Below are 26,793 nucleotides of genomic sequence, written 5' to 3'. Positions count from 1 at the left end.
ACCGGGGAAGCGACGTCGTGCACGTCGATCCCACCGCTCGTCCCCCTCGGCAGCTCCGGCTTCCGAGGGGGACGAGTCATTTCTCGGCCCCGCTCGCCTTCCGCTCCAGCAGCGCCCGCTCCCGATCGTTGCCAGCGAGACCGGCGGCGACGACGAACTCGCTCCTCGCCTCCTCCTCGCGCCCGAGCCGACGCAGCAGCTCACCCCGCGTCGCCGGCAGCAGGTGGTAGCCGCGCAGTGCCCCCGAACCCGTCAGCTCATCGACGATGCGCAGCGCGGACGCGGGCCCGGTGGCCATCGCGACGGCTGCGGCACGGTTGAGCTCCACGACCGGCGACGGGGAGATGCGGCCGAGTGCCTCGTACAGGAGCACGATCCGGTCCCAGTCGGTCTCATCGACCGACCGGGCAACCGCATGACACTCGGCGATCGCGGCCTGCAGGCAGTAGGCGCCGCGTCCGCGTCCGAGCGCGTCCGCTCTCGCCAGGGACGCCCGCCCGCGCGCGATGCGGCTGCGGTCCCAGCGCCTGCGGTCCTGGTCGGCCAGCAACACGGGGTCGCCGTGGCGATCCACCCGCGCGGCGAACCGCGCCGCCGTCAGCTCCATCAGCGCCAGCAGTCCGTGCACCTCGGGCTCCCGCGGCATCAGTGCGGCGAGCACCCGGCCCAGGCGGATGGCCTCGTCACTCAGCTCCGGACGCATCCACTCGGGACCGCTGCTGGCGGCATGGGCTTCGTTGAAGATCAGGTACAGCACGCCGAGGATCGCACCGATGCGCTGGGCGCGTTCCTCACGCGGGGGAACCTCGAACGGGGCGTTCGCGGCGGACAGCGTCTTCTTCGCACGGACGATGCGCTGTTGCACGGTGGCGGTCGGCACCAGGAAGGCGCGCGCGATCTCCTCGCTGGACAGCCCTCCCACGACACGCAGGGTCAGAGCGACCTGAGCCTCCCGGGAGAGCACAGGGTGGCAGGAGATGAAGATCAGACGCAGCACATCGTCGTCGACGACATCCGGATCCCACAGCAGGTCTCCGCCCTTCCCCTGTTCCTGCTCGAGGTCGTGCGCGAGCAGGGCGAGACGCTCGTCGAGGCGCTCCTGCCGTCGCCACCGGTCGACGGCCCTGCGCTTGGCCACCGCCGTGAGCCAGGCACCGGCGTTGCGAGGAACCCCCTCCGTCGGCCACTGCTGCAGCGCATCGACGAGCGCTTCCTGGGCCAGCTCTTCCGCGAGACCGAAGTCGCCGACCATCCGGGTGAGAGCACCGACGATGCGGGCGGACTCGATGCGCCAGACGGCGGAGACGGCGCGTTGGGCAGACCCGGGGTCGGGTGCCGAACGCGCCGTCTCACCGTGAGCGGAAGCGTGCATCGCCGCTATCGCCTCACTGCTGGGCGCGCTGAGCCTGCTCCTCGCGCCAGCCGGCTTCCTTCTCGATCCACTCGTTGTCGGCGGGGAAGTCCTCGACTCCGGTCACCCTGCGCACCTCGAGGTACGACCCGCGTCCGAGAGGCGCGCGGCTGGCCCACTCCGCAGCCTCTTCGCGGGAAGAGACCTCGAGGATCCAGAAACCGTTGAACAGCTCCTTGGTCTCGCCGTAGGGGCCGTCGGTGATGAGCGGCTTCTCGGCGCTGAAGTCGACCACGAAACCCTCGGCGGCGTCGGTCAGACCCTCGCCGGCGACGAGCACTCCGGCCTTCATCATCGACTCGTTGTACTTGCCCATGGCCTCGATGACCTGCTCGAACGGCATCTCCTTGTACGCCTCGACGGCCTCGTCGGTCGCGCGCATGATGAGCATGAACTTCATGATGTTCTCCTTGTTCGAAGGGCCGTCTCTCGACCCTCTCATCAATGACGTCGAACGGGAACGGCCCGGATCGACATCATCCCGGAATTCTCTCCGAAGAAAGTTCTCGCGGGCGGCACGGTGAGGGGTGGTCGCTCTACGAGGATCGCTCGACGACGGTCAAGCGCGACGCGACGGGCGCGCGGCGGCATCGGCGATCACGGCGGTGAGCGCGTCGAGCGAACGCTGAGGGCTCCACGCTGCAGCGACCGACGGAGCCTCGGCGCTCAGCACCGCGAGTCGTTCCGGGTCGGTCAGGAGTGCGCGGATCGCCTCGGAGAGCGCGTCGACGTCGCCACTGGGGACCAGCACGCCGCCGCCCTGCTCGAGCACGTCGCGGATGCCGTAGCGGGCGTCGTACGACACGACGGGCGCACCGTGCAGGAGCGCTTCCACGATCGACAACGGCTGCCCCTCGAAGGCGGTCGCGGTGACGATCATCGATGCCCGGTCGAGCACGGTTCCCGGTGAGTCGGTGTAGCCGGCGAGCAGCACGCGGTCGCCGGCGTCGAGCTCTTCGATGAGTGCCCGCAGTCGGTCCTCTTCGGGGCCTCCGCCCCAGATCTCCATCCGGGTGCCGGGAACGCCTGCGGCGAGGAACGCGCGGATGGCATGATCGATGCGCTTTCCGGGTGCGAGGCGGCCGAGCACGACCACCAGGCCGTCTTCGCGCAGATCATCGCGGCGTTCGACCGGCGCGATGGGGTTCGGCACCAGGACGTGAGAGGCCGAGGAGCCGAACCGTGCCACCACGTCGTCACGCTGCGTGGCGGTCGGCCAGATCACGGCGTCGAACCTGTCCGCCACGCGGAACCACCGCGTCCAGAGCGTGTTCATCGGCGCATCCGGGGTGTACGGCGCCTCCACGTGCATGGTGTGGATCGTGTGCAGGATGCGCAGGCGCGGGTCGGACCAGTCGGCGATGAGCTCGCCCAGCTGTCGGGACTCGCAGATCACGATGATCTGCCGGTCGCCGAACGCTTCCGTCACCGTGTCGAGCCAGGCCCGGTAGAGGCCGCGGAACCCGTGCAGAGCCCCGGCCACCGCACCCGCGGCGTCGTACACGAGCACGGGCTCCTCGGTCAGGTGCCAATCCGGGTTCCCCGGGATCACCGGCAGCGCGACGAACGGTCGCCCCTCGGGATCAGCCAGCACCCGGTACTCGACGTCGGGATCGGCGCTCACGGCGGCGTCGGCGGCGGTACGCAGCCAGTCGGCCGCTCCCCCGCCTTCCGCAACCGCTTCATCGAACAGATTGCGCAGACGCGAAGGGTCGGCGAGTGCGCCCTGCTCTGCGAAAGCCCGCCGGTGCTCGGCATGGTCGGCGGCGGTTCCCGGATCGAAGGTGAGCAGCTGCGGTCCCGTGCCGTCGGCGACACCGGCGGCGGCGAGCTGACGCGCGCGCGTGAGCGTCGCGATCGTGTAGCCGCCGTCCATACCGGGGATCAGCCGGCTGGACAGCACCACGTACACGGCGTCGGGAAGTGCCGGCGCCGTGTCGGGGAGCGTCGCGCTCCCTACTCCCACTCGATCGTCCCCGGCGGCTTCGACGTGACGTCGAGCACGACGCGGTTGACGTCACGGACACCGTTGGTGATGCGATTGGAGATCTTCGACAGCACGTCGTACGGCATCCTGGTCCAGTCGGCCGTCATGGCGTCTTCACTCGACACCGGGCGCAGCACGATCGGATGACCGTAGGTGCGGCCGTCGCCCTGCACGCCCACCGAGCGCACATCGGCCAGCAGCACGACGGGGCACTGCCAGATCTCCTGGTCGAGACCGGCCTTCGTCAGCTCCTCGCGGGCGATGGCGTCGGCCTCACGCAGAATCTCGAGACGGTCAGCGGTGACCTCACCGATGATCCGGATACCGAGACCGGGCCCCGGAAACGGCTGACGTCCGACGATCGCCTCGGGGATGCCGAGCTCGCGACCGATCGCACGCACCTCGTCCTTGAACAGGGCGCGCAGCGGTTCGATCAACTCGAAGTCGAGGTCGTCGGGAAGACCGCCCACGTTGTGGTGCGACTTGATGTTCGCGGTACCCGCACCGCCGCCGGACTCGACGACGTCGGGGTAGAGCGTGCCCTGCACGAGGAACTTCACCGGGGCGCCGCCCGAGGCCTTGGCCTCGGCGACGAGGTCGAGCTGCACCTTCTCGAACGCGCGGATGAACTCGCGTCCGATGATCTTGCGCTTCTCCTCGGGGTCGGTCACACCCTGGAGGTGGCCGAGGAAGGTGTCGGCCGCGTCGACCGTGATCAGTCGCACACCGGTGGACTCCACGTAGTCCTTCTCGACCTGCTCGCGCTCGCCCTTGCGGAGCAGCCCGTGGTCGACGAAGACCGCCGTGAGCTGGTCGCCGATCGCCTTGTGCACGAGGGCCGTGGAGACGGCGGAGTCAACACCTCCGGAGAGGGCCGAGATCACGCGAGCGTCGCCGACCTGCTCGCGGATGCGCTCGATCTGCTCGGCGATCACGTTGCCGCTGTTCCAGTCGGAGGCGAGGCCCGCACCCTTGTGCAGGAAGTTCTCGAGCACACGCTGGCCGTGGTCGGAGTGCTTGACCTCGGGGTGCCACTGCACGCCGTAGAAGCCGCGCTCCTCGTTCGCGAACGCCGCGACCTTGGTCGCATCCGTCGTCGCGAGCACGTCGAAGCCCTCCGGGGCCTTGGCGACCTGGTCGCCGTGGCTCATCCAGACGTTCTGCTGCGCGGGCTGGCCGCCCAGCAGTGTTCCGCCGTCACCCGTGATCACGGCATCCGTCGCCCCGTACTCGCGCAGGCCGGTGTTCGCGACCTCCCCGCCGAGGGTCTGGGCCATGTACTGGAAGCCGTAGCAGATGCCGAGGGTCGGCACACCGAGGTCGAAGACCGCCGGGTCCAGGCGCGGAGCACCCTCTTCGTACACCGACGAAGGACCACCGGAGAGAATGATCGCGACCGGGTTCTTGGCGGCGATCTCCTCGGCCGTGGCGGTGTGCGGCACGATCTCGCTGTAGACACCCGCCTCGCGGACGCGACGGGCGATCAGCTGCGCGTACTGCGCGCCGAAGTCGACGACGAGCGCAGGGCGCTGCTGGGTCTCGGACTGTTCGGTCAACGGACACCTTCCGGGGCGGGGGCGGAAGTCTCTGCGGACTCCCTGGTGGCGAGATAGGTCTTCACTTCACGGGCGACGATCGCCTCCATGAAGAACGACAGCAGCGGGATGACACCGCCGAGCGCGAGCAGGATGAAGCGCGGGAACGGCCAGCGCATCAGGCTCCACATGCGGAAGCACGAGAACAGGTACACGACGTAGAACCAGCCGTGCGCCACGAGGATGAACAGCGACACGTTGAACCCGTCGCCGAGCGAGGTCATCTCGCACGAGTTCGTCCACGGGGCGAAGAGCGACCACCACTGGCAGTCGGGCCCGGCCAGGACGCCGGCGAACCAGAGCGGCCCCCCGGAGCCTCCGAGGAAGAGCTCGAGGTGGATCGGCGTGTACTTCAGCACCATCTCGGCGAGCAGCAGGAGCAGCATGACTCCTGTGATGATCGACGCGATCTGGTAGAACTTCAGCGCACCGCGGATCGCCGGAAAGCTGGCGACTTTCGGTTCGGGCATGCCTCCAGTCTAGCCGTCGGGAAATCGTGTCGAATCCGGTCGCCGGTGCATCGGAGAGGAGACGACGAAGGCCGCCGGGTTCGCACCCGACGGCCTTCGTCCGTGTCATCCGGTTACCGGATCAGTTCCGCTCGTCCCGGATCAGAACCACCGGGTCAGCAGTTCCCAGAGCCAGTCGAGGATCGCACCGATGATGCCTCCGGCGCGGTTGACGGTGACGGTGGCTGTGGCCGCGTCTCCGTCGGCCTGCGACGCCGCGACGGTGTACTTGCCCGACGGGGCGCTCTTGGGAACGGTGACCGAGGTGCTGAACGTGCCGTCTGCGCGCACCTGGACCGTGCCGACCTGGACCGGCTTGCCCTTCTTCGGACGCAGCTCGATGCTCACGGTCTCGCCGGGCACGTAGCCCTCTCCGGTGACCTTGAGGCTCTTGCCCGCGGTCACCTTGGACGAGCCGAGCGCGATCGTTCCCGCGAACTCCTCTTCGCCGGCGATCGTGAACGGCACCTGCACCGTGGTTCCGGTACCGGCGACGGCGACGGTGAGCACCTGCTCACCGAACACGCCGGACGGCACCGTGAAGGTCAGGCTGGCGCGCCCGCCCTCGTCGGTGGTGTCCACCACCGCCGGGTCGACGGCACCGGCCGCGAGCTGCGTGCCGCCGAGCGACAGCGACACCTCACCCGGGGCCGGCTCGCCGGCGCTGAACGCCAGCGAGGAGAGCGACACGGTGACCTGGTCGCCGGCGCTGTAGCCGTCGGCGTCCGCGGGTGTGACCGCCACGCCGACCGCGCGCTGGGCGTAGTCGGGGCTCGCTGTCTTGTTCGCGTCGAACCAGTCGACCATGGACTGCAGATCGATCTTGCCGGTGTCGCGCTTGCCCGTGCCCTGCTTGAAGGTGAAGAAGTTGTCTCCACCGGCCGCGAGGAACGAGTTGGCAGCGACGGTGTAGTTCGCCGCCGGGTCGAGCGGTGTGCCGTTGAGCGTGATCGAGGTGATCCGTGACCCCTGTGCCGCGGCGGGGTCGTAGGTGTAGACCAGCCCCTCCGAGACGCCGAGCTTCAGGAACGGGCGAGCCGAACCCGCCGGCTGCCACTGCTCCTCGAGCACGCCCTTCAGCTGCGCACCCGTGAGCGTCAGCGTCACCAGCGTGTTCGCGAACGGCTGGACGGTCGCCGCCTCGCGGTACGTGACGTTGCCATCGGGATCGGATGCTCCGGCCGAAGCGTACGTGAGGTTCGCCCGGATACCACCCGGGTTCATGATCGCCACATCGGCACCCGTGGACCACTTCTGCACGTCGGCGACGAAGTTGCCGATGGTGGACTCGCCACCGCGGTTCTCGGATCCGTTCGTCTGACGCGCGCGGTTGAAGTCGGCGGTGATGTCTCCGACCTTGATCGCGCCCAGCACATCGGCCTCGGCCTTCGCCTTGGCGACGATGTCGGCCACCTCGGGGACGGCCGGATACAGCGGCTTGCCCGCAGCGGTGAGGGGCTTGATCTCGTTGGTGATCGAGATCAGGTCCTTCGTCTTCGGGTCGACCTTGATGTTCATCAGGCCCAGGTTCTCGCCGTACTGCCCCGCGGAGACGACCGGACGGCCGTCGATCACGTGGTTGTAGGCGAGGTGGGTGTGCGCCGACACGATGGCATCCACGTCGTCATCGACGCCGTAGACGATCTCGCCCAGGGGCGAGTCCGGCGTGATGCTGGACAGCTCGACGCTGGAAGCGCCCTCGTGGACGAGCAGGATGACGACATCTGCCTCACCGTTGGACTCGTCGCCGTCGCGCAGATCGTCGGCCACCGCGTTCACGGAGTCGACGATGCTGCGGACCTCGAGGTCCTTGATGCCCTCGGGCGAGACGAGCGAGTCGAGGTCTTCGGTGACCGCACCGACGAATCCGACCCTGACCCCGTCGAGCTCCTTCACCCAGGCCGGTGCGAGCGCGGGCTCGCCGGTCTCGGTGACGAACACGTTCGAGGAGATGTACTCCCAGTCCGCGCGCTCCTGCACACGGTCGCGAAGGTCTTCCCAGCCCTGGTCGAACTCGTGGTTGCCCGCCGCGCTGACGTCGAGGCCGGCCGCGTTGAGCGCGTCGATCGTGGGATTGTCGTCGTTGATGAAGGAGGTGAACGTGGATGCACCGATCAGATCGCCGGCTCCGGCGAAGATCGTGTTCGGGTTCGCCTCGCGGAACTGCTTGACCGCACCAGCGAGGACCGCAGCACCCGCGGCAGCGCCGTCGGCCTCGATCCGACCGTGGAAGTCGTTGACCGTGACGACGTCGATGCTCACGGGCGGGATCTCCGAGGAGACGCCCACGATGATCGGGTCGTGGTCGCTGGAGCGGTAGGGCGTTCCCTGCTCGGTGGCGCCGAACGCGTAGCCGCGGTCGCTCCACTCCGGCGAGTTGATGCCCCACACTCCCGCGCCCGTGATCGACGAGGCGAGCGACGGCGACGCGATCACGTGGTCGAGCGAGCCGAGCTCGCCGTCGAACGTGTACGTGTACTGACCGGAGGCCTTGTCGGCGACGAGGTCGCTCCACCCGTTGGAGGTGAAGACGTCGATCGGGTCTTCCTTGCCGTAGGCGTTGAAGTCGCCGATCAGCAGCATGTCGCCGCTGCCGGTCGTCTGCTCGAGCTCAGCGGTGAAGGCGAGGATCGCGTTCGCCTGCTTCACGCGGTCGGCGTTGAAGAAGCCCTGGCCGTCGGCCGGCTCCGCCCCCGCGCCCTCGGGCGGCGACTTCGACTTCAGGTGGTTCGCGACGACGGTGACGACGCGGCCATCGATGTCGAACGCCTGGGCGATCGGCTCGCGGGCGTTGCCCCACACGGTCTCGTCGGTGACGGTGGCGCTGTCGCCGACCCGCTTGACCGCGTCCTTCTTGTAGATGATCGCGTTGGTGATGAAGTCGGTCGTCGCCGCGTTGTTCAACGCGGAGGGCGTCGGCACGTAACCCCACACGTCGCTGCCGGCGTCGGCGTTGAGCCCGGCGACCAAGTCTTTGAGGGCCGTGTCGATGGGCTTGCCCAGCTTGACCGAATTCTCTATCTCCATGAGCGAGACGATGTCGGCGTCGAGTCCGTTGATCGCCGCGACGATCTTGGACTTCTGGATCGCGAACTGCGCCGCGTTCGCCGCGCCCCGAGCGCTCGAGTTCTCGCTCTTCAGCGTCGTGAAGTAGTTGTAGACGTTGAAGGACGCCACCTGGACGTCGCCGCCCACGGACGGTGCGCTGTCGGTGCGGGGGTTCGTCGCCTCGAAGCCGACCTTGAGGTCGGCCGACGAGGAGTCGTCGATCGGCACGACCGGCTGCAGGCGCCAGTCGTTGAAGCCCCACTGCAGCACGTAGCCGTTGTCGCCGAAGTCGACGGTGTCGCCGTTTCGGACCACCGTGTCCTTGGTGAAGTAGGGCTGCTCACCGGGGTGGCCGTTGTTCGTGACCTGGATGGACCAGCCGTCATCGAGCAGGATGCGGTTGGCGCGGTTCGCTGCCGCGATCGCTGCGGCCGCGTCGCCCGGACGCGTGGTCTCGGTGCTCTTGACGGCGAGTGCGTCGCCGGCGTTCAGCCAGAGCGTGCCGAAGTTGAACAGCTGGTGGCTGGAGGCGAGACGGTAGGTCCCCTCCGGCGCCACGTACATGTTCTCGTACTGCTCACGGTCGGCGCCCTGCGCCGCGGCGGGCAGCGGGGTGACGGCGGGAACGCCGACGCCAGCGGTCACGACGGAGACATCACCGGCCGCGGCCGGGTTGATCTGCGTCTGCCCGAAGTACTCGCTCACAGCGCCCGTCACCGAGACGAGGTCGCCGATCGCGAGAGTGGGGTTGAAGGCGTTCAGGAAGACGAACACGCCGTCCGAGGCGCCGGGAGTCGCATCCGTCGCGCCGCCGGAGCCCTGCGTCTGGATGACGATGCCCTTGTAGCCGCCGGTGCGGTAGTCGGCGGTGACGACGCCCTCGACCTGCACGGTCTGCCCGCTCAGCGGGGAGACGTCGGTCGTGCCCTGGACCTCGGCGATGGTGGCCTCGGTCGGGTCGGTGCCCGGGCCGGTCCCCGGGTCGGTGTCGCCGGAGTTCTGCGGGGTGATCGTGGCGGAGAGCGTGAAGTCCGCGCTGTTCACGTCGGTGTCGACGCCGCCCGTGCGGTTGAGCGACTTGACGTCGGTGTTGCCTGCCGGTGCGGCGGCGGCGGTGCCCTCGAAGGTGTTGGAGGTGCCGTAACCGAGCAGGTCGACGACGCCGTCGACGCCCACGACGGAGCCGGGGGTGAGGCTCACAGCCGCAGTGCCCTCGACGAGCGCGAGCGTGCCGTTGGTGCCGCTCGGGGTCAGGGCGCTGACGGCATCGGGCGCGGGCAGCTCGGCGCCGTTCGCACCGTTGCTGTTGCCCTGCACCAGGTAGTAGCCGCCGGCCGGGATCACACCGGTGAGCGGAGCCACACCGTTGAAGGCGGCCGAGCCGGTGGCCGATCGATACTGCAGCGACATCCCGTCCAGGGTGATCGGGGCAGAGGTGGGGTTGTACAGCTCGACGAACTTGTTCTTGAACGCCGCCCCGGCGCTGCCGCCGGAGAGATACGCCTCGTTGATCACCACCCCCGTGCCCGTGGTGTCGGCTGTGGCGGGAACCGCGGCCAGCGAGCCGAGGCTCAGCGCGGCGACGCAGGTCACGGCGAGAGCGCCGATGCGCCCCCGACTTCTACGGTGCGAGACGGGAACCGCGCGGTTCTCGTCATCTGGAGCGGACATCATCGGTGCTGTCTCCTCGATCGGGTTCGACACTTCTCAGGACTGTCACGGCACACAGGGGAAACTCCCAGCATGCTCACATGGTGCGAGCATACGGAGCGGTCCCGACATCCTCAACGGAGTTTTCCGATTCGTCATCGAGCGATCACCGGATGGCCCGAGCGACCCCTGACGAAGGTCGCTAACGACCTGCCGCGCCGCACAATTGCGCACCTCGGGGCGCGCGAATGCGCGGGTTATCCGGCAGTGGCTCTGGCCTCGGCCTCGTCTTCGAACTCCTCGACCTCGCGTTCCCAGGCGTCCTTCGCGAGGCGGTACCAGAGGTAGAAGGCGAAGCCGGCGAAGATCGCCCACTCGACCGCATAGAACACGTTGAGCCAGTTGACCGGCGACATCTCATCGGGAGCCGGTGACGAGATGTCGACCAGCCCGGCGGTGGCGGTCGTGGAGGCGAGGTACGGACGATAGACGTCGAGACCTTCGGCATCGTGCCAGCGGCTGAGGAGAGCGGCGGGAGACATCCGGTCGAGCTGCTGCGGATCGGAATGCGGCGGCACCCGCGGACCCTCGTCCGAGATGATGCGTCCGGTGATGTCGACCTCGGAGCCGTCGGCGCCGGCCTCGAGATCCTTCACGGCCGCATCCGCGGTCTCACGGTCCGGCGCCCAGCCGATCGCGACGGCGATGGACACGCGCTCGTCGACCCGGAGCTGACCGGTGACCCAGTACCCCTGGACGTCGTCGTTGAACCGACTCGACACGACGATGAAGTCGCCGGGGACCCAGGCCCCCGTGGTCTCGACGCGCTGGCCCACCAGCGGCTCGGGGAGATACTGGCCGGGCTCGAGGACTTCCGAGAGCTGCTGCACCTCTTCGGTGGCACCGGGCGCGGGCGGGTCGGTCTCGATCGCGCGCTCCAGCTGCCACTGACCGAGCCAGGCGAAGACTCCGGCCACGAGCAGGCAGAGCAGGAGCATCGCGATCCAACGTCCCCGGAGCATGACCTCGCGGAGCGTCGGGGGGAACAGGGCAGGAGTGGTCACGGTGAAGCGCAGGACCTCAGGCCTCGTACGGTGCGAGCACGACCTCGACCCGCTGGAACTCCTTGAGGTCGGAGTACCCGGTGGTCGCCATCGACTTGCGCAGCGCACCGATGAGGTTCGCGGTGCCGTCTGCGACGGGCGCAGGACCGTAGAGGATCTCCTCGAGCGTGCCGATGCCTCCGACCTCGACACGGTGGCCGCGCGGCAGCTTGGGGTGATGGGCCTCGGGGCCCCAGTGGAACCCGCGGCCGGGCGCGTCGGTGGCGCGAGCGAGCGCGACGCCGAGCATGACCGCATCGGCGCCCATCGCGAGAGCCTTGACGATGTCGCCGGACGTGCCGACGCCGCCGTCGGCGATCACGTGCACGTAGCGTCCACCGGATTCGTCGAGGTAGTCGCGACGCGCGGCGGCGACGTCGGAGACCGCGGTCGCCATCGGCGCGTGGATGCCGAGGGTCGCGCGGGTGGTCGATGCCGCTCCCCCGCCGAAGCCGACGAGCACGCCGGCGGCTCCCGTGCGCATCAGGTGCAGGGCAGCGGTGTAGGTCGCCGCACCGCCCACGATGACGGGGACGTCGAGGTCGTAGATGAACTTCTTGAGGTTGAGGGGCTCTGCCACGCTCGACACGTGCTCGGCCGACACCGTGGTGCCGCGGATCACGAACAGGTCGACGCCGGCGGCGGCGACGGTGTCGTAGAACTCCTGGGTGCGCTGGGGGGTCAGGGACCCGGCGACGGTGACGCCGGCCTCGCGGATCTCGGCGAGGCGACGGGTGATGAGCTCGGGCCTGATCGGCTCGGAGTACAGCTCCTGCATGCGGACGGTGGCCGTCGCCGCGTCGAGGCCTGCGATCTCCGCCAGCAGCGGCTCGGGGTTCTCGTAGCGCGTCCACAGACCCTCGAGGTCGAGCACGCCCAGACCGCCGAGCTGACCGAGCATGATCGCCGTCTGCGGGCTCACCACCGAGTCCATCGGTGCTCCGAGCACCGGGATCCCGAAGCCGAAGGCGTCGATCGTCCAGGCGGTGGACACATCCTCCGGGTTGCGCGTGCGCCGGGAAGGCACCACCGCGATGTCATCGAACGTGTACGCGCGACGTGCACGCTTTCCTCGGCCGAGCTCGATCTCCATGGTCACCCCTCCAGCCTACCCGGCGGCCGCAGTCGCCCGTGCTGGGAGACTGGATCCGAGACCGGGAGGCAGCATGAGGACCGACGACGTGGACATCGTGGTCGTGGGCGCGGGCGTCATGGGCCTGGCCACGGCCTGGGAGCTGGTGCGCCGAGGCCTTCGACCCGTGGTGCTGGAGCGATTCGCCCGCGGACACCACGAAGGCGCATCGCACGGCACGACCCGCAACTTCAACAACGCCTACGGCGAGGAGCACTACCTCGACCTGCTCGTGCGCGCCCGTGCCGGCTGGGATGCGCTCGGAGACGTCGACGGCGAGCCGCTTCTGCGGCTGCACGGACTCGTCACGCACGGCCGTCTCGACATAGCCGCCGTGCAGGAGGGGCTCGATGCCCGCGGCATCCCGAACACGGTCCTCTCCCCCGTCGAGGCGGGCACCCGGTGGCCGGGCATGCGCTTCGACGGCGACGTGCTGTGGTCCTCGGATGCCGGGGTCGTACGGGCGACCGAGACGCTGCGGGAGTTGGAACGGCGCATCGTCGTCGGCGGCGGCGAGGTGCGCTGGAGCACTCCGGTCGCGCACATCGCCGAGACTGCGGACGGTGCGCAGGTCAGCCTCTCCGACGGCACCCGGCTGCGCGCGCAGACCCTCGTCGTGACGGCCGGCGCGTGGACGCGCACGCTCCTCCCGCGCCTCGACCTGCCGGCTCTCACCGTCACCGAAGAGACGCCGGCACACTTCCGGCCGCTGACGGAGGCCCCGTGGCCGTCGTTCAACCACTACGTCGACCCGGAGGCGTACCCCGCGGCCGTGTACGGCATGCCGACGCCCGGCGAAGGGGTCAAGGTGGGGTTCCACGGTGTCGGCGATGCCGTCGACCCGGATGCCCGTCCGCACCTGCCGACGCACCAGCGCGCGCTCTCCGACTACGTGCGGGAGTGGATGCCCGGCCTCGACCCGGCATCCGCGGTGCCGATCAGCTGCACTTACACCTCGACCGACGACGGGACCTTCGTGCTCGACCGGCGAGGCCGGATCGTCGTCGGAGCCGGATTCTCCGGCCACGGCTTCAAGTTCGCACCGGGCGTCGGTGGAGTGCTCGCCGACCTCGCCACCGACCCCGACGCGCGCGCCGCTGCGCCCTTCCGGCTGCCCTGAGCGCCCGGAGGCGTCACCGCGTGCGCGTCACCCGCTTCTCATCCCACACCGGCTCATCCGACTCGTAGACCTCGCCGTCTCCTCCGAACACCAGGAACCGGTCGAAGGACCGCGCGAACCAGCGGTCGTGCGTGACCGCGAGCACCGTGCCCGCGAAGCGCGCGAGTGCCTGTTCGAGTGCCTCGGCCGATTCCAGGTCGAGGTTGTCGGTCGGCTCGTCCAACAGCAGCAGCGTCGCACCGGAGAGCTCGAGCAGGAGCACCTGGAACCGCGCCTGCTGTCCTCCCGAGAGCGAATCGAACGTCTGCTGGGCCTGCCGCACGAGTCCGTAGCGGTCCAGAGCCGAGCTCGCGGCATCGCGCGGCATCCCGGCACGACGATCGTCTCCGCGATGCAGGATCTCCAGCAGCGTGCGCCCGACGAACTCCGGATGCGCGTGCGTCTGCGCGAACAGTCCAGGAACGACCCGCGCTCCGAGGGTGGCGGTGCCGGTGTGCGCCACCGGGCCGAGCTGCTCGCCCGTCGAGGTGACATGGCCGAGCGTCGAGTCGGGGTCGCTGCCGCCGCGGGCGAGCAGCCGCAGGAAGTGCGACTTGCCCGATCCGTTCGATCCGAGCACGGCCACCCGATCGCCGTACCAGACCTCGGCGTCGAACGGACGCATGAGCCCGGTCAGTTCCAGGCGCTGCGCGACCACGGCCCGCTTGCCCGTGCGGGCGCCGCGCAACCGCATGTCGAACTCCTGGGCGGGCGGGCGCTCCTCGGGCGGGCCGACCTCCTCGAACTTGCGCAGGCGGGTCTGGGCGGCCTGATAGCGCGAGGCGAAGCCGTCGTTCGCCGAGGCCTTCACCTTGAGGTTCGCCACCAGGGTGCGCAGCTTCTCGTGCTGCTCGTCCCAGCGCCGGCGCAGCTCATCCAGCCGGTCCATCCGGTCGGTCCTCGCCTGCTGGTACGTGCCGAATCCGCCGCCGTGCACCCAGGCCGTGGCGCCGGCGCCTCCGGGCTCGAGCGTGATGAGCCGATCGGCGGCGCGTGCGAGCAGCTCCCGGTCGTGCGAAACCAGCAACACGGTCTTCGAGGTCTGCCGCAACTGCTCCTCCAGCCACCTCTTGGTGGGCACGTCGAGGTAGTTGTCCGGCTCGTCGAGAAGCAGCACCTCATCCGGGCCGCGCAGCAGGGCCTCGAGCGCGAGCCGCTTCTGCTCTCCGCCGGAGAGGGTGGTGAGCTCGCGATACCTGGCGCGCTCGTACGGCACACCGAGGGCTTCGATCGTGCATTGGTCCCAGACAGTCTCGTGCTCGTAGCCGCCCGCATCCGCGTACTCGGCGATCGCCGACGCGTAGGCCATCTGCGTGTCGTGCTCGTCGCGTTCGATCAGCGCGTTCTCGGCGGACTCGAGCGCCTCGGCCGCCCCGCGGATGCGCGCAGGGGCGACGCGCACCAGAAGCTGGTGCACCGTCTCCCCGGCCTCGCCGTGGCCGACGAACTGATCCATGACGCCGAGCCCGCCGTCGATCGTGACGACGCCGTCATCGGCGGCCTGGTCACCGCGGATGATCCGCAGCATGGTGGTCTTCCCTGCGCCGTTCGGGCCGATCAGCGCGCTCGTCGAGCCGGCGCCGACACGGAAGCTCGCCTCATCGAGAAGCGGTCTGCCGTCAGGGAGCGTCAAGGAGACGCTGGATACATCGATAGAGCCCACGGTGCGTGGCCGTCCTTCCGCCCGCGCATGCCGAGCCGACCAGGCTATCAGGCGGAGCCGCGATGCTCCGAACTCCGCTCAGGCGAGAACGCTCGAGGTCGGAACGGGCGCGGCGAACAGGTCGAGCACCGGGCAGTGCGCATCGACGACGGCGCGCAGGTTCTCGTACTGTTCCGCACCGTCCGGGCCCGTGATCTCGACCGACACCCGCACGTCGTGGAATCCGGCGCGCCCCGACTCATCGATGCCGAAGAGCTTGCGCACGTCGAGGTCGCCCTCGGCCGTGATCTCGATCTCGTCGATCGTGAGCCCGAGAGCCTGCGCGTAGAGCCGGTAGACGACGACCTGGCACGAGACCAGCGCGCCCAGCGCGTACTCGACCGGGCTCGCCGCCACATCGTCGCCGGCGAGCGCACCCGGTTCGTCGACGAGGAAACGATGCTTTCCCGCACGGATCTCGGTCGCCACGGACCCGATGCCCCGACCACTGACCCGGTAGGTGAGCTGGGCGTTCGCGTGGTCCGCCGCGATCCGCTCATTCCACGCCGCTCCGGCGTCGGTGAGTCGCTGTGCACGCTCGGCCGCAGTGACGTCGGCGACACCCGCGAGCTGTTCCTGGAGAAGAGTCATGGCCCGACGCTAGCGAGCAGCGCCCGCGTGGCGCCTGCCGTCCGTCATCGGGCTTCACACCCGGACACACGGCGTCACGGCGATGTCCTCTCCTCTGGAGCCGCGATCAGTCGGCGCGGCTCAGACTCATCAGCACCTCGGTGCGGGGAGCCGCCGGCAGGGTGAAGCGGAACTCCGTTCCCACGCCCTCCTGGCTCGAGACCTCCATCGTCCCGCCGTGCGCCAGGACGATCGCGCGGGTGATCGTGAGACCGAGCCCCACCCCCGGCACCGCATTGCGCGTCGCGGTCGATGCGCGGAAGAAGCGGGTGAAGAGCATCCCCTGTTCGTCTTCGGGGATGCCGACCCCGGTGTCGGCGATCGAGAACTCCACGCCGCCGTCGACCGCGCGCACGCGGGCGGTGACCGTGCCCCCTCGCGGGGTGAACTTGATGGCGTTGGAGAGCAGGTTGTCGATGGCCTGCCCCACCCTGCCGGCGTCGATGAAGACGGGCACGGCACCCGGCTCGACCTCCGCCACGAGCTCGACTCCCTCTCGCTGCGCGTGCGGGCCGGCCGACGCCACCGCCGACCGGACCAGCGCGGCGACGTCGGCCTCCTCGCGCTCGAGCGGGAATCGTCCGGATTCGACCTGAGCGGTGAAGAGCAGATCGCCGACGAGGTTGAGCAGACGCTGCGCGTTGCGCTCGATGATGCCGACGAACTCCTGCTGATCGTCGGTGAGCGGCTGCGCCGGATCGTTCTGGAGGAGGTCGAGGAAACCGATGATCGCGCTGAGGGGCGTGCGCAGCTCGTGCGAGATCATCCCGACGAACTCGTCCTTCATGCGGGCGACCTCGACGGCCCTGGTCTCATCGGTGAGGACGAACAGATAGCCCTGCTGCGCACCGGCGCCGTCCTTGTGCGGGCTGACGGTCACGCGCGCCGGAACCGTGGTGCCTGCCGCCGTGACCACCTCGATGTCGCCGTCGACCGTGAGTCCCGCGTCGGCCTGGGCGAACAGAGCCCTGATGCCGGGGGCGAGCGCGCCGTCTGCCATCGACAGGCCGTCTACCGGATGCGGTGGCTCCGTGTTGTCCGACGCCAGCATCGACAGCGCGGCGCTCGAGAAGAAGCGGTCGATGCGGACGCCGCCCAGCGCCTCGTCGACCGGCAGGCCGAGAAGCCGGACGGCCCCGGGGTTCCAGGCCGTCACGATGCCGCCGCGGTCCGTGGCGATCACCGCCTGCGCCGTGATCGATGACCACAGGCTCTCGAAGGAATCCAACAGCTCTCGGTACTGACGCTCCTTGTCGCGCAGTTGCACGATCATCGCGACGTTCTCCGACAGCGACCTGGTGCGCTCGGCCACGAGTTCCTCCGCCTGCTCGACGCGCATGCGCTGCTGCCGCGAGAGCTGGTTGATGACGGCGGCCACCGCGGAGAACACGAGGGGACCCACCACCCCGCGCAGCCACTCGACCGAGGTGTCGGGTGGGTCGGTGAAGTACGGCATCAGCAGGGCGATGGAGGTCAACCCGCCGACGACGAACACCCAGCGGATGCCGGGGGCCGCGGCCAGCCAGACCACGGGCAGCAGCACGAGCGACGAGAAGAGCGAGGTGGGGCCCCCGGTGCCGGTGCGAAAGAGCCCGAGACCGGCGATGTCGACGATGGGGATGAGCAGCACGACCCAGCCCTCATGGACCCCGCGTACCGTGAGGACGGCCGCGACCACCGTGGCGACGAGGACGATGGCGACCCCTGCCACCGCCGGCGCGATGCGTGAGATCGGAAGGTCGGGGACCCACCAGGTCAGGATCGCCGCGACAACCGTCGCGATGACCGTCGGCGCCTGCTTGAGCAGCGGGCTCGGGTTGTCGAAGACCTGGTACCAGCGGTTCTCCGCACGGTCCAGCGGTGTCGCCCTCATCGTCGAACCCTCTCCACGATGGCATGCAGATCGGAGCCCGTGATCGGCTTCGGCAGGACGGCATCGGCCGGCGGGTAGTCGACGGCGTCGAGCACCGAACTGATCACGAGGAAGCACTCCGGGAAGCGCTCGCGGACTGCGCGCGCGCACTCCTGACCCGAGATGCCGGGGAGGAAGAGGTCGAGCACAGCCAGGACGGGGTCGATCTCGGCGAACGCCGCGATCGCCGACTCCGCGTCGCGGGCGACGAAGACGTCGAAGCCCTCACGATCGAGGTAGCGGCGCAGCAGCGCGGCCTGATCAGGGGCGTCCTCGACGACGAGGGCCAGCGGCCTGCCGGTCATCGAAGCAACAGCTCTCGCACCACGACGACGACGACCACGACGGCGAGGGCGAGCAGCGCCTGCGGGATGAGCCGACGCTCTCGTCTGGCGTCCGAGACGATCTCGTCCTCCTCGGCATCATGCGACGGGGTTTCGATCATGAGTCGACACGTCCGATCTTCTCGGTCTTGATCCAGGAGGCATCGGCCCGACGCCACTCCTTGATGTAGGAGTCGACGGTGATGGCGCACAGCAGGGAGCCGTACCCGCAGATGTAGAGCAGCAGGCCCGCGAAGAACCGGCCGCCGGGAAGGGGCTCCACGGCACGCGCCAGCCAGATGCCGAGCATCGAGATCGGCCCCCACAGGTAGAAGATCACGGCCCACATGAAGCGCGACTGATCCGTGAGTCCCAGCCCGATCACCGTGAGGAGCGACTCGAACGCCCAGGGGAACAGCGCGATGGCCATCAGGATCAGCGCCCCGAGCCCCGGGAACATGATCGCCTCGCGCCAGGAATGCCGGCCCGTCCGCGGATCGAGCTGCACCGAGTACAGCATCGAGAAGAGGTAGATGCAGGCTGCGGAGATCCACATGAAGCGGAAGACGAACTCGGCGATGTCGCTGTGCAGGACGAGCAGTGCGAGCATCCCCGCCGCGGCCAGGAGCATGAAGGCGGGCAGCAGCAGGATCGTGAACCACGCGAGACCGAACCCGAAACTGCCCAGGTTGTGCTCCCGGCTCGGACGGAACCAGAGCTTGCGATAGATCGAGGTGAGCTGCACGTTCCCGCGCGCCCAGCGCAGCCGCTGCTTCCACAGACTGTCGATCGTCCGCGGCTCCTCGGCCAGCACCACGGCGTGCGGCTCGAAGACCATCCGCCGCCCCTTGAGCTGCCCCTCGAAGGTCGTCATCGTGTCCTCGGCGAGTGTCCCCGTGGGGATCCTTCCGCCGATGGCCTCGAGGTTCGCCCGCGAGTGCAGCTGCGCACCGCCGGCGAGGCAGGCGATCGCGCCGCCCACGTTCTGCACGCGACGGGCGGAGAGCTGGCCGATCACGTACTCGATCGCGATGAACCGCGTGAGGTAGTTGCGGTCGCGGCTGCCCTCCGCGATGTACGCGGTGACGGCGCCGACCTTCTCATCGGCGAGGTGCCTGGTGAGTTTGCGCAGCGAGTCGCGCGCGAAGATCACATCCGCGTCCATGATCAGCACGGACTCGGTCCAGGAGTCGGCTAGGACGACGTCGAGGCCGTGATTGAGAGTGTGCGCCTTGCCCTCGCCGCCCTTCTCGCGCCGCAGATGCACGACGCGACCGGGGTGGGACTGCGCCTTGGCGCCGACGATCGCGGGGGTTTCGTCCGTCGAGGCATCGTCGACGACGAAGATCCGAAGGCGCTCGGCGGGATACTCCAGCTGCAGCAGACGTTCGATCGCGGGGCCGATCACCGCCCCCTCGTTCCACGCCGGGATGATGACGGCGACGTTCGGGTGGTACGGCGCGGCCTTGCCGTAGTGGTTGCGGAACGCGTGCAGAGGCAGCGCGAGGAACTGCAACCCGGTGTTGATCACGGGCAGCGTGCCGACCAGGACGCACAGCAGGAGGATGACGACCAGCACGGTCTCCAGCACGGAGAGGTCCGTCATCAGGATGCCTCCTCCGCGTCGAGCAACGGGAGGATCCGGGAGTATCGGCCGACCTCCGACGCGTCGTGGCTGTCGGTAGAGGCGACGATCGTCGCGCCGGCACGACGCAATGCGGCCAAGGCCCCGGCCCCGGGGCAGCCCCACTTCTCGTTCACCTCGACGAGCGTGTCGGTCTCGGCGGCGGCTCGTGCCCAGGCATCCGTCCGCTGCGTGCCCACGTCGGCCTCCGACAGCCCGATCTTCGGGAGGATCGAGAAGCAGTGCGCGAGCTGGTTCCCCGGGTACCGGCGCATCGTCGCGATGAGCGCCTCGACGAACTGGTCGAGCACGTCGTCGGTCGCCCAGCCCGCGGCGATCCGCTCCCGCACGGCGGAGGGGCCGAGAGGGCCGTCGACACCGGGGAACTGGTGGTCGGCGATGAGGATCCGATCGATCCCGTCCGGAAGCGGCGGCACATCGAGTGCGCCGGCGACGTCGAGGATCTTCGCCTCCACGCCGGTGAGCACGGTCAGGCCGTCCGGAACCCTGAGGGCACGCACGGCGGAGAGGTACTCCGGAACCCAGGTGGTGCTCCGGCGCACGTGATCGACCAGCCGCAGCGTGCTCAACCCGGCCGATGCCGCCGCCTCGACGTTCTGTGCGAGCGTCGACACCGCATCGTCCGAGAACGTCGAATGCACGTGATGGTCGCCGCGAAGCAGCGCGTGGCTCACAGCTCCTCCTGATGCCCCGCATGGTCGGAGACCAGCACGTCGTCGATCTCGACGATCACATCCTCCAGGAAGCGCACCGAGGCGATCTCGCGGAACGGGATACGCACGGGCAGCTCGCGCCCGAGGAACAGATCGGCGACGAGCGACGGGATGTCGACACCGGCCGCGATCGTCAGGGGCAGGGCACCGGGGAAGCGTGGGTTGACCTCGAGCAGCACCGCCCGGCCGCTGCGATCGCGACGCAGCTGCACGTTCGCGACGCCGACGAGCCCGATCGCGCGCGCGATCGATGCTGCCGTCTCCTCGAGCTCGGGGTCGCGCACGGTGCGTCCGGCGATCGCCACACCGGAATCGACCCTGGCGCGGGTGCGGGGCACCGCGGCGACGATGGTGCCCGCGGCGTCGGCGATGACATCGACGGAGTACTCCTCCCCCGGGAGGAAGTCCTGCACGATGAGCCCCTCGTCGCCCGGCAGCGCCTCAAGGGCTGCGCGATCGGGGACCAGCCGCACACCGCGGCTGCCCGCCCCCTGACGCGGCTTGGCGAAGACAGGGAACTCCCAGTCGACGGCCTCGGCGTCCGGTCCTGCGAGGACGGTGCGCGGGGTGAGTCCGGTCGGTGCGCAGCGCTCGGCGAGAGCGAGCTTGTCGAGCGCGGTGTGCAGAGTCTCCGCCGAGGGCGCTGCCAGGACGGCAGGGGCCAGCTCGTCGCGCCGACCCGCGAGGGCGATGAGTTCGACGTCGACGGTCGAGATCACCAGGTCGAGGTCGTCTTCCGCGACCAACCGGGCGATCGCCGGCACGAAGTCGTCATCCCTCCCCGGCGGCACCAGCCGACGCTGCGCCGGAGGCACGAGGTAGATGCCGCTCGCCCAGCCGTCCATGTCGGCGGCGAACACGGTCAGATCCGATCGACGAAGCAGCGACCGGATCACGGCGACACCCGCCGGTCCGCCCGCACCCGTCACCAGCACCCGCTTGGTCATCAGCTCTCCCGTCGCGTGAGTTCGTGGGCACCGATGAACTCGGCTGTCTCGCGCACCACTTCCAGGGGTTCGACGGCGGTGCCCCCGCCGAACCTCGACCAGTACCGCGCCGTCGCGGTGACGAACTCGGGTTCCAGGTAGTCACGACTCGCCGTCTGGGAGCCGAAGCGTTCGAGCAGCCGGAGCTTGTCGTCGAGGAAGTGATCGATGCGCACGAACCGCGTGGGGCGGAAGTCGATCGTCGATGACGGGCTCTGGTAGCACGCCACCGTTCCCACGCGCCGCGTGGCCACGATGGTCGCCTCGCTCACGGCGCGGTGATCCTGATGGCGGTCGTGGCTCGAGTGGGTGTAGACGATCGTCGGCTGGACCTCCTGCACGACCTCTTCGATGATCCGGACGGTGGAGCCGCCTCCCGAGATCTCGGTGTCGACGAGATCCTTCAGGAAGAGACGGGCGCCCAGCATGTCGGCAGACGCCAGGGACTCGTTCTGCCGGCTGTCGGCATCTCCCCCTCTGGCTCCGCGGGAGAGAGTGAGGATCGTGATCTCGTCCTGAGCCTGGGCATGCGCGGCGAGGAGTCCTCCGACGCCGATCTCGACATCATCGGGGTGCGCTCCGATCGCGAGCACCCGCTCGGGCTTGCGGGCCACTTCGCGACGACGACGGCCCTCCTCGACGAGACGCATGACCGCCTCGACGAGCTTGCCGTTGTCGAGCGGCTTGGTCAGGAACTCATCGGCCTGCGCCCGCAATGCGGAGACCGCGTATTCGACGGAGACATGGGCGGTCATCACCACGACGGGAACCGAGGGCACCGTGCGCCGCAGCTCGGCCAGCAGCTCGAGACCGCTGAGCCCCGGCATCTCGATGTCGGTCACGACGACGTCTGGGCGCATGGCGGCGACGCGCTCCACCGCCGACAGGCCGTCTCCGGCGACATCGACGATGCACCCGGCGCGCCGCTCGAGCACGGTCTTCACGAGCAGGGCGACGTCCGGATCGTCATCGACGACGAGTACGCGAGGAGAATCCTCAGACATTTTCTACAGCTCTCCTTGGGGAGGTTCCCTGACCGATGGGGATCGGTGACGCGATCTCGGCGCCTTCAACACCGGGACCGCAGGGAAAGTCGAGCGGGGTATGTCGATTCTGGCATACGGTGTCGCCGCCGCCGACGGTGCTTCCCCTACCCTCCCGCGCGGGCGGCACGCTTCTCCTGTTGGAAGACCCGGATCGCCTCGTAGCGCTCCGCGGATCTCGCCCGCCGCTTCGCTGCTTCGTCTTCGCGGTTCTTCGGTGGCGCGGTGGTCACGAGTTCGCTCAGAAGACGGCTCACGACCTGGGCGATCTCGCCGACCGCGCTGTCGAAGGCGGTCTGGTTGGCTCGGGACGGCGCCGTGGTCCCGGCGATCTTGCGCACGAACTGCAGGGCGGCGTCGTGGCATTCCTCATCGGTCGCTGCGGGCTCGAGATTGTTCAACGGGACGATGTTCCGACACATACGCGCACGCTACGCCCGCTCGCAGGTCGACGGAAGGGCAGGAACCGGAGCCCGCCCCGGCCCACGGCCCGCGCATCGTGGGGGGATGGTGCGAGCGGAGGGCCCTCGCTACGCTCGGGGCTACCGGAACCGCCGGCGCGTGACCTCTCACCCCGTCGACAGGACAGAACATGACGAATCCCCCGTTCCCCGAACCGCCTGCACCGGATTCCTCGAACCCGGTGACCCCGCCACCGACCGCGCCCCCGGCCCCTCCGGCCGCACCTCCGACTGGGCCTCCGACGTGGGACGCCGGGCCGGGCGCCGCGCCCGCCGCCGGCTACTCGGCGCCCGCCGCGCCTGCGTATCCGCAGCCCGAGCCGAGCCCGCCGGGGCGCGTGCTGTCGATCGTCGGACTCGTCCTGGCGTTCGTGGCGGCCCCGATCGGCCTCATCCTGAGCATCGTCGCCGCCGTGAAGCTCGGCAAAGCCGGACAGCCGAAGGGTCTCGCGATCGCCGGCATCGTCGTCGGCGCGGTCCTGACGATCGTCGAGATCATCGGGATCATCCTCTTCATCGCCTTCTTCGCCGCCATCTTCGGCATGTGTGCCGAACTCGGCACAGGCGTCTGGGAGGTCAACGGGGTCACCTATACCTGCGGCTGACCCGTGCGCGACGCAGCAAGGACGAGGAACCGGATGCGTTTCGCATCCGGTCCCTCGTGCGTCGGCTGACGACTACTTCTTGTAGTTCGGGGCCTCGACCACGATCTGCACGTCGTGCGGGTGCGATTCCTTGAGACCGGCCGAGGTGATGCGCACGAACTTGCCGCGCGTCTTGAGCTCTTCGATCGTGCGCGCGCCGACGTAGAACATCGACTGGCGCAGTCCGCCGACCAGCTGATAGGCGACGGCGGAGAGCGGTCCTCGGTAGGGCACCTGCCCCTCGATGCCCTCCGGGATCAGCTTGTCGTCACTGGGGACGTCGGCCTGGAAGTAGCGGTCCTTCGAGTACGAGGTCTGCTTGCCGCGGGTCTGCATCGCGCCCAGCGAACCCATGCCCCGGTACTGCTTGAACTGCTTGCCGGACTGGAACACGATCTCGCCGGGAGACTCGTCGGTTCCGGCCAGGAGCGAGCCGAGCATCACGGCGTCGGCACCGGCGACCAGCGCCTTGGCGATGTCGCCCGAATACTGCAGGCCGCCGTCGGCGATCACGGGGACGCCGGCGGGGCGAGCGGCGAGCGATGCTTCGTAGACTGCCGTGACCTGGGGCACTCCGACACCGGCGACGACGCGCGTGGTGCAGATCGACCCGGGGCCCACTCCGACCTTGACGGCGTCGACGCCGGCGTCGATCAGGGCCTGGGCGCCTTCGCGGGTCGCGACGTTGCCGCCGATGATGTCGATGTGGGCGAAGGACTCGTCGGCCTTCAACCGGCGAACGAGATCGATGACGCCCTGCGACTGCCCGTTGGCGGTGTCGACCACGAGAACGTCGACACCGGCGTCGCGCAGCGCCTCGGCACGCTCCCAGGCATCGCCGAAGAAGCCGATGGCAGCGCCGACGCGCAGACGGCCCTGGTCATCCTTGGTGGCGAGCGGGTACTTCTCGCTCTTGTCGAAGTCCTTGATGGTGATGAGGCCGGCGAGCTTGCCGTCGCCGTCGATGAGCGGCAGCTTCTCGACGCGGTGCTTCGCGAACAGGGCGATGACCTCGCCCGCGGCCACGCCGACCGGAGCCGTGACCAGGTTCTCCCTGGTCATGACGTCCTTGACGAAGGTGGTCTGACGCTCGAAGCCCGAGACGAACCGCATGTCGCGGTTCGTGATGATGCCGACGAGCTTGCCCTCGTCGTCGACGACGGGAAGACCCGAGATGCGGTACTTCGCGCAGAGGTTGTCGACCTCTTCGACCGTCGCGTCCTGCGTCGTCGTGATGGGGTCGGTGATCATGCCGGACTCGCTGCGCTTGACGCGGTCGACGTGCGCGGCCTGGTCGGCGATGGAGAGGTTGCGGTGGAGGATTCCGATGCCGCCCTCGCGCGCCATCGCGATCGCCATGCGCGACTCGGTGACCGTGTCCATCGCGCTGGAGAGCAGCGGGGTGGCGACCGAGATGCGGCGCGTGATCCGCGACGAGGTGTCGGCCTCGCTCGGGATCACATCGGTGTGCCCGGGGAGCAGCAGCACGTCATCGTACGTCAGCCCGACGAAGCCGAAGGGATCGTGCTGTTCCATGGATTCTCCTTCTGCGCGAGTCGCGCATGTCCGAGTGCGAGGGGGTGGTCGACGTCGGCCGGTGCGGGGCCGCGGCCCGTATGAAGATTCTAAGCGAGACACGTCCGAGAACATTCCCAGAGCCCCGCCGTTATCGGACTGTTGACACGGACCGTAGGTGAATCGCCGATCGCGCATTACGCTCAAGTGCGTCGTCCATCCCTGCGGTCGAACCCGTCATCGCAGAGACACAGCACTCAAAGTGGAGGTTGCGTGGGACCCACAACAATCGCCGTGCAGCGAAAGCGCCCCTGGGTGGTCGCGCTGCTCGCTGTCCTCATGGCGCTCAGCGCGTTCGTGTTCATGCCCCCCTCATCGGCCTCGGCCGAGACGACAGACGACGGGCAGGAGGTCACGGACTTCTACCTGGCCGGCGTCGTCACCTTCGATGACGAACCCGTCGAAGGCGTCGTCATGGCGATCGAAGGCAACGGTTTCAAGGGCGAGACCGAGACCGACGCCGAAGGCAAGTGGCGCCTGTACGTGCCCGAGAAGGAGAAGTACACGCTGACGGTCGACGAGTCGACCCTCCCCGACGGTGTGATCGTCGATGCGAGCCTGCTGCCACCGGGCACGCAGCCGATCGCGGGAACGACCGCCTCCTTCGAGGTCGAGTTCGGTCTCACGGGGACCAAGATCATGAATCTGTTCCTCGGCGAGGGGCAGCGGATCACCGTCTCGTTCATCGATCAGCTCCTCTCGCGACTCGTCGGCGGCCTGAACTTCGGTCTGCTGCTGGCACTGGCCTCGATGGGTGCCGCTCTCATCTACGGCACCACGCGGCTGTCGAACTTCGCGCACGCCGAGATGGTGACCTGGGGCGGCCTCGTCGCCCTCGTCACGACCACGTTCTGGCACCTCCCGTTGTGGCTCGGCGTCGCCGCAGCCGTCATCGGCGGCGGCCTGTTCGGCTGGGCGTTGGATGCCGGCATCTGGCGTCCCCTGCGACGACGCGGTCTCGGCGTCGTGCAGCTGATGATCGTCAGCATCGGACTCTCGCTGGCACTGCGCTACGCCTTCCAGTTCATGATCGGCGGCGGCACCTACCAGCTCCCCGGCGCCAGCCCCACGCCGATCCAGTTCGGGCCGATCTCGCTGTCCTACATCGACATGATCGCGATGGGGGTGAGCATCGTGGTGATCCTGGCCGTGGCCTTCTTCCTGACGCGCACCCGCATCGGCAAGGCGACACGCGCGATCTCCGACAACCCGCAGCTCGCCGCCGCCTCCGGGATCGATGTGGACAAGGTCATCCGCTACGTCTGGATCCTCTCCGGCACCTTGGCGGCCATCTCCGGCATCCTCTGGGCCTACTTCCGCCCCGGTGTGAAGTGGGACATGGGCATGCAGATGCTGCTGCTGATCTTCGCGGCGATCACGCTCGGCGGCCTCGGCACCGCGTTCGGTGCTCTGGTGGGCTCCCTCATCGTCGGGATGGCGGTCGAGGTCTCCACCCTGTGGATCCCGTCCGACCTGAAGTATGCGAGCGCCCTCGTGGTGCTCATCGTCATCCTCCTCGTGAGACCGCAGGGGCTGCTCGGACGCAGGGAAAGGTTGGGCTGATC

Annotated in this window: 22 protein-coding genes; 3 read left to right on the top strand and 19 right to left on the bottom strand. The window is 69.0% G+C overall.

Features of this window, described 5'->3' with window-relative positions; genetic code table 11:
- Nucleotides 1-76: 76 nt before the first annotated feature.
- From F6W70_RS14295 to F6W70_RS14260, 8 genes are all read right to left on the bottom strand, one after another.
- Nucleotides 77-1,372 carry an RNA polymerase sigma factor gene (locus F6W70_RS14295; protein WP_151487084.1) on the bottom strand — a complete coding sequence of 432 codons (1,296 nt, stop codon included), beginning with the start codon at nt 1,370-1,372 and terminating at the stop codon, nt 77-79.
- A 13-nt stretch (nt 1,373-1,385) separates the two neighbouring features.
- Entirely contained in the window at nt 1,386-1,811 is a 426-nt protein-coding gene (locus F6W70_RS14290) for a YciI family protein (protein WP_017828299.1), read from the bottom strand.
- 159 nt (nt 1,812-1,970) lie between these two features.
- Nucleotides 1,971-3,377, bottom strand: coding sequence for a glycosyltransferase (locus F6W70_RS14285; protein WP_151487083.1), 1,407 nt, complete (start codon nt 3,375-3,377; stop codon nt 1,971-1,973).
- A complete protein-coding gene (gene guaA / locus F6W70_RS14280) occupies nt 3,368-4,954 on the bottom strand; it encodes a glutamine-hydrolyzing GMP synthase (RefSeq protein ID WP_151487082.1) in 1,587 nt (528 codons plus the stop codon). Before guaA ends, F6W70_RS14285 begins: the two co-directional genes overlap by 10 nt.
- Entirely contained in the window at nt 4,951-5,463 is a 513-nt protein-coding gene (locus tag F6W70_RS14275; protein WP_055870449.1) for a DUF3817 domain-containing protein, read from the bottom strand. Before F6W70_RS14275 ends, guaA begins: the two co-directional genes overlap by 4 nt.
- Nucleotides 5,464-5,604: 141 nt before the next feature.
- Entirely contained in the window at nt 5,605-10,224 is a 4,620-nt protein-coding gene (locus F6W70_RS14270; protein WP_151487081.1) for an ExeM/NucH family extracellular endonuclease, read from the bottom strand.
- A 233-nt stretch (nt 10,225-10,457) separates the two neighbouring features.
- A complete protein-coding gene (locus tag F6W70_RS14265; protein ID WP_174799587.1) occupies nt 10,458-11,222 on the bottom strand; it encodes an SURF1 family protein in 765 nt (254 codons plus the stop codon).
- Between the two features lie 58 nt (nt 11,223-11,280).
- Nucleotides 11,281-12,396, bottom strand: a complete 1,116-nt coding sequence (locus F6W70_RS14260) for a GuaB3 family IMP dehydrogenase-related protein (RefSeq protein WP_017828287.1) — start codon at nt 12,394-12,396, stop codon at nt 11,281-11,283.
- A 73-nt stretch (nt 12,397-12,469) separates the two neighbouring features.
- Between F6W70_RS14260 and F6W70_RS14255 the strand changes: the two genes are divergently transcribed.
- Nucleotides 12,470-13,555: an FAD-dependent oxidoreductase gene (locus F6W70_RS14255; protein WP_151487080.1), complete on the top strand. Its 1,086-nt coding sequence runs from the start codon at nt 12,470-12,472 to the stop codon at nt 13,553-13,555.
- Nucleotides 13,556-13,568: 13 nt separating this feature from the next.
- Here the strand turns inward: F6W70_RS14255 and F6W70_RS14250 are convergent, their stop codons facing one another.
- The 10 genes from F6W70_RS14250 to F6W70_RS14210 form a co-directional block, all read right to left on the bottom strand.
- A complete protein-coding gene (locus F6W70_RS14250; protein WP_151487079.1) occupies nt 13,569-15,257 on the bottom strand; it encodes an ABC-F family ATP-binding cassette domain-containing protein in 1,689 nt (562 codons plus the stop codon).
- Nucleotides 15,258-15,335: 78 nt separating this feature from the next.
- The gene (locus tag F6W70_RS14245; RefSeq protein ID WP_151487078.1) at nt 15,336-15,887 is read right to left on the bottom strand and encodes an OsmC family protein; all 552 of its coding nucleotides are present in this window, start codon (nt 15,885-15,887) and stop codon (nt 15,336-15,338) included.
- Between the two features lie 106 nt (nt 15,888-15,993).
- Complete coding sequence (locus tag F6W70_RS14240; RefSeq protein WP_055877394.1) at nt 15,994-17,799, bottom strand: sensor histidine kinase; 1,806 nt, start codon at nt 17,797-17,799, stop codon at nt 15,994-15,996.
- Entirely contained in the window at nt 17,796-18,143 is a 348-nt protein-coding gene (locus F6W70_RS14235; protein WP_055877392.1) for a response regulator transcription factor, read from the bottom strand. Before F6W70_RS14235 ends, F6W70_RS14240 begins: the two co-directional genes overlap by 4 nt.
- Nucleotides 18,140-18,283, bottom strand: coding sequence for a hypothetical protein (locus F6W70_RS17850; protein WP_170287922.1), 144 nt, complete (start codon nt 18,281-18,283; stop codon nt 18,140-18,142). The genes F6W70_RS14235 and F6W70_RS17850 overlap by 4 nt, the downstream gene beginning before the upstream one ends.
- Entirely contained in the window at nt 18,280-19,767 is a 1,488-nt protein-coding gene (locus F6W70_RS14230; RefSeq protein WP_151487077.1) for a glycosyltransferase family 2 protein, read from the bottom strand. The genes F6W70_RS17850 and F6W70_RS14230 overlap by 4 nt, the downstream gene beginning before the upstream one ends.
- A complete protein-coding gene (locus tag F6W70_RS14225; RefSeq protein ID WP_151487076.1) occupies nt 19,767-20,480 on the bottom strand; it encodes a PHP domain-containing protein in 714 nt (237 codons plus the stop codon). The genes F6W70_RS14230 and F6W70_RS14225 overlap by 1 nt, the downstream gene beginning before the upstream one ends.
- Entirely contained in the window at nt 20,477-21,466 is a 990-nt protein-coding gene (locus F6W70_RS14220; protein WP_151487075.1) for an ATP-grasp domain-containing protein, read from the bottom strand. Before F6W70_RS14220 ends, F6W70_RS14225 begins: the two co-directional genes overlap by 4 nt.
- On the bottom strand, nt 21,466-22,509 hold the full coding sequence (locus F6W70_RS14215; protein ID WP_151487074.1) for a response regulator: 1,044 nt from the start codon (nt 22,507-22,509) through the stop codon (nt 21,466-21,468). Before F6W70_RS14215 ends, F6W70_RS14220 begins: the two co-directional genes overlap by 1 nt.
- A gap of 146 nt (nt 22,510-22,655) precedes the next feature.
- A complete protein-coding gene (locus tag F6W70_RS14210; protein WP_055870406.1) occupies nt 22,656-22,970 on the bottom strand; it encodes a DUF2277 domain-containing protein in 315 nt (104 codons plus the stop codon).
- A 170-nt stretch (nt 22,971-23,140) separates the two neighbouring features.
- Here F6W70_RS14210 and F6W70_RS14205 point away from each other — a divergent pair, with 170 nt between their 5' ends.
- Nucleotides 23,141-23,614: a DUF4190 domain-containing protein gene (locus F6W70_RS14205; RefSeq protein ID WP_127481965.1), complete on the top strand. Its 474-nt coding sequence runs from the start codon at nt 23,141-23,143 to the stop codon at nt 23,612-23,614.
- A 72-nt stretch (nt 23,615-23,686) separates the two neighbouring features.
- Here F6W70_RS14205 and guaB read toward each other — a convergent pair whose 3' ends face one another.
- The gene (guaB, locus tag F6W70_RS14200) at nt 23,687-25,189 is read right to left on the bottom strand and encodes an IMP dehydrogenase (RefSeq protein ID WP_017828274.1); all 1,503 of its coding nucleotides are present in this window, start codon (nt 25,187-25,189) and stop codon (nt 23,687-23,689) included.
- Between the two features lie 318 nt (nt 25,190-25,507).
- Between guaB and F6W70_RS14195 the strand changes: the two genes are divergently transcribed.
- On the top strand, nt 25,508-26,791 hold the full coding sequence (locus F6W70_RS14195; protein WP_036322675.1) for a branched-chain amino acid ABC transporter permease: 1,284 nt from the start codon (nt 25,508-25,510) through the stop codon (nt 26,789-26,791).
- The last annotated feature ends 2 nt before the right edge of the window (nt 26,792-26,793 follow it).

The sequence above is a fragment of the Microbacterium maritypicum genome, from assembly GCF_008868125.1.
GTDB lineage: Bacteria > Actinomycetota > Actinomycetes > Actinomycetales > Microbacteriaceae > Microbacterium > Microbacterium maritypicum.
Note: the sequence above shows the minus strand (reverse complement) of the source record. Positions and strands in the feature narration are given on the sequence as shown.

Coding starts and splice junctions, on each gene's coding strand:
- F6W70_RS14265 (WP_174799587.1), bottom strand. CDS start 11,222: ATGCTCCGGGGACGTTGGATCGCGATGCTCCTGCTCTGCCTGCTCGTG.
- F6W70_RS14255 (WP_151487080.1), top strand. CDS start 12,470: ATGAGGACCGACGACGTGGACATCGTGGTCGTGGGCGCGGGCGTCATG.
- F6W70_RS14205 (WP_127481965.1), top strand. CDS start 23,141: ATGACGAATCCCCCGTTCCCCGAACCGCCTGCACCGGATTCCTCGAAC.
- F6W70_RS14245 (WP_151487078.1), bottom strand. CDS start 15,887: ATGACTCTTCTCCAGGAACAGCTCGCGGGTGTCGCCGACGTCACTGCG.
- F6W70_RS14240 (WP_055877394.1), bottom strand. CDS start 17,799: ATGAGGGCGACACCGCTGGACCGTGCGGAGAACCGCTGGTACCAGGTC.
- guaB (WP_017828274.1), bottom strand. CDS start 25,189: ATGGAACAGCACGATCCCTTCGGCTTCGTCGGGCTGACGTACGATGAC.
- F6W70_RS14210 (WP_055870406.1), bottom strand. CDS start 22,970: ATGTGTCGGAACATCGTCCCGTTGAACAATCTCGAGCCCGCAGCGACC.
- F6W70_RS17850 (WP_170287922.1), bottom strand. CDS start 18,283: ATGATCGAAACCCCGTCGCATGATGCCGAGGAGGACGAGATCGTCTCG.
- F6W70_RS14275 (WP_055870449.1), bottom strand. CDS start 5,463: ATGCCCGAACCGAAAGTCGCCAGCTTTCCGGCGATCCGCGGTGCGCTG.
- F6W70_RS14295 (WP_151487084.1), bottom strand. CDS start 1,372: ATGCACGCTTCCGCTCACGGTGAGACGGCGCGTTCGGCACCCGACCCC.
- F6W70_RS14230 (WP_151487077.1), bottom strand. CDS start 19,767: ATGACGGACCTCTCCGTGCTGGAGACCGTGCTGGTCGTCATCCTCCTG.
- F6W70_RS14270 (WP_151487081.1), bottom strand. CDS start 10,224: ATGATGTCCGCTCCAGATGACGAGAACCGCGCGGTTCCCGTCTCGCAC.
- F6W70_RS14195 (WP_036322675.1), top strand. CDS start 25,508: ATGGCGCTCAGCGCGTTCGTGTTCATGCCCCCCTCATCGGCCTCGGCC.
- F6W70_RS14215 (WP_151487074.1), bottom strand. CDS start 22,509: ATGTCTGAGGATTCTCCTCGCGTACTCGTCGTCGATGACGATCCGGAC.
- F6W70_RS14260 (WP_017828287.1), bottom strand. CDS start 12,396: ATGGAGATCGAGCTCGGCCGAGGAAAGCGTGCACGTCGCGCGTACACG.
- F6W70_RS14235 (WP_055877392.1), bottom strand. CDS start 18,143: ATGACCGGCAGGCCGCTGGCCCTCGTCGTCGAGGACGCCCCTGATCAG.
- F6W70_RS14290 (WP_017828299.1), bottom strand. CDS start 1,811: ATGAAGTTCATGCTCATCATGCGCGCGACCGACGAGGCCGTCGAGGCG.
- F6W70_RS14220 (WP_151487075.1), bottom strand. CDS start 21,466: ATGACCAAGCGGGTGCTGGTGACGGGTGCGGGCGGACCGGCGGGTGTC.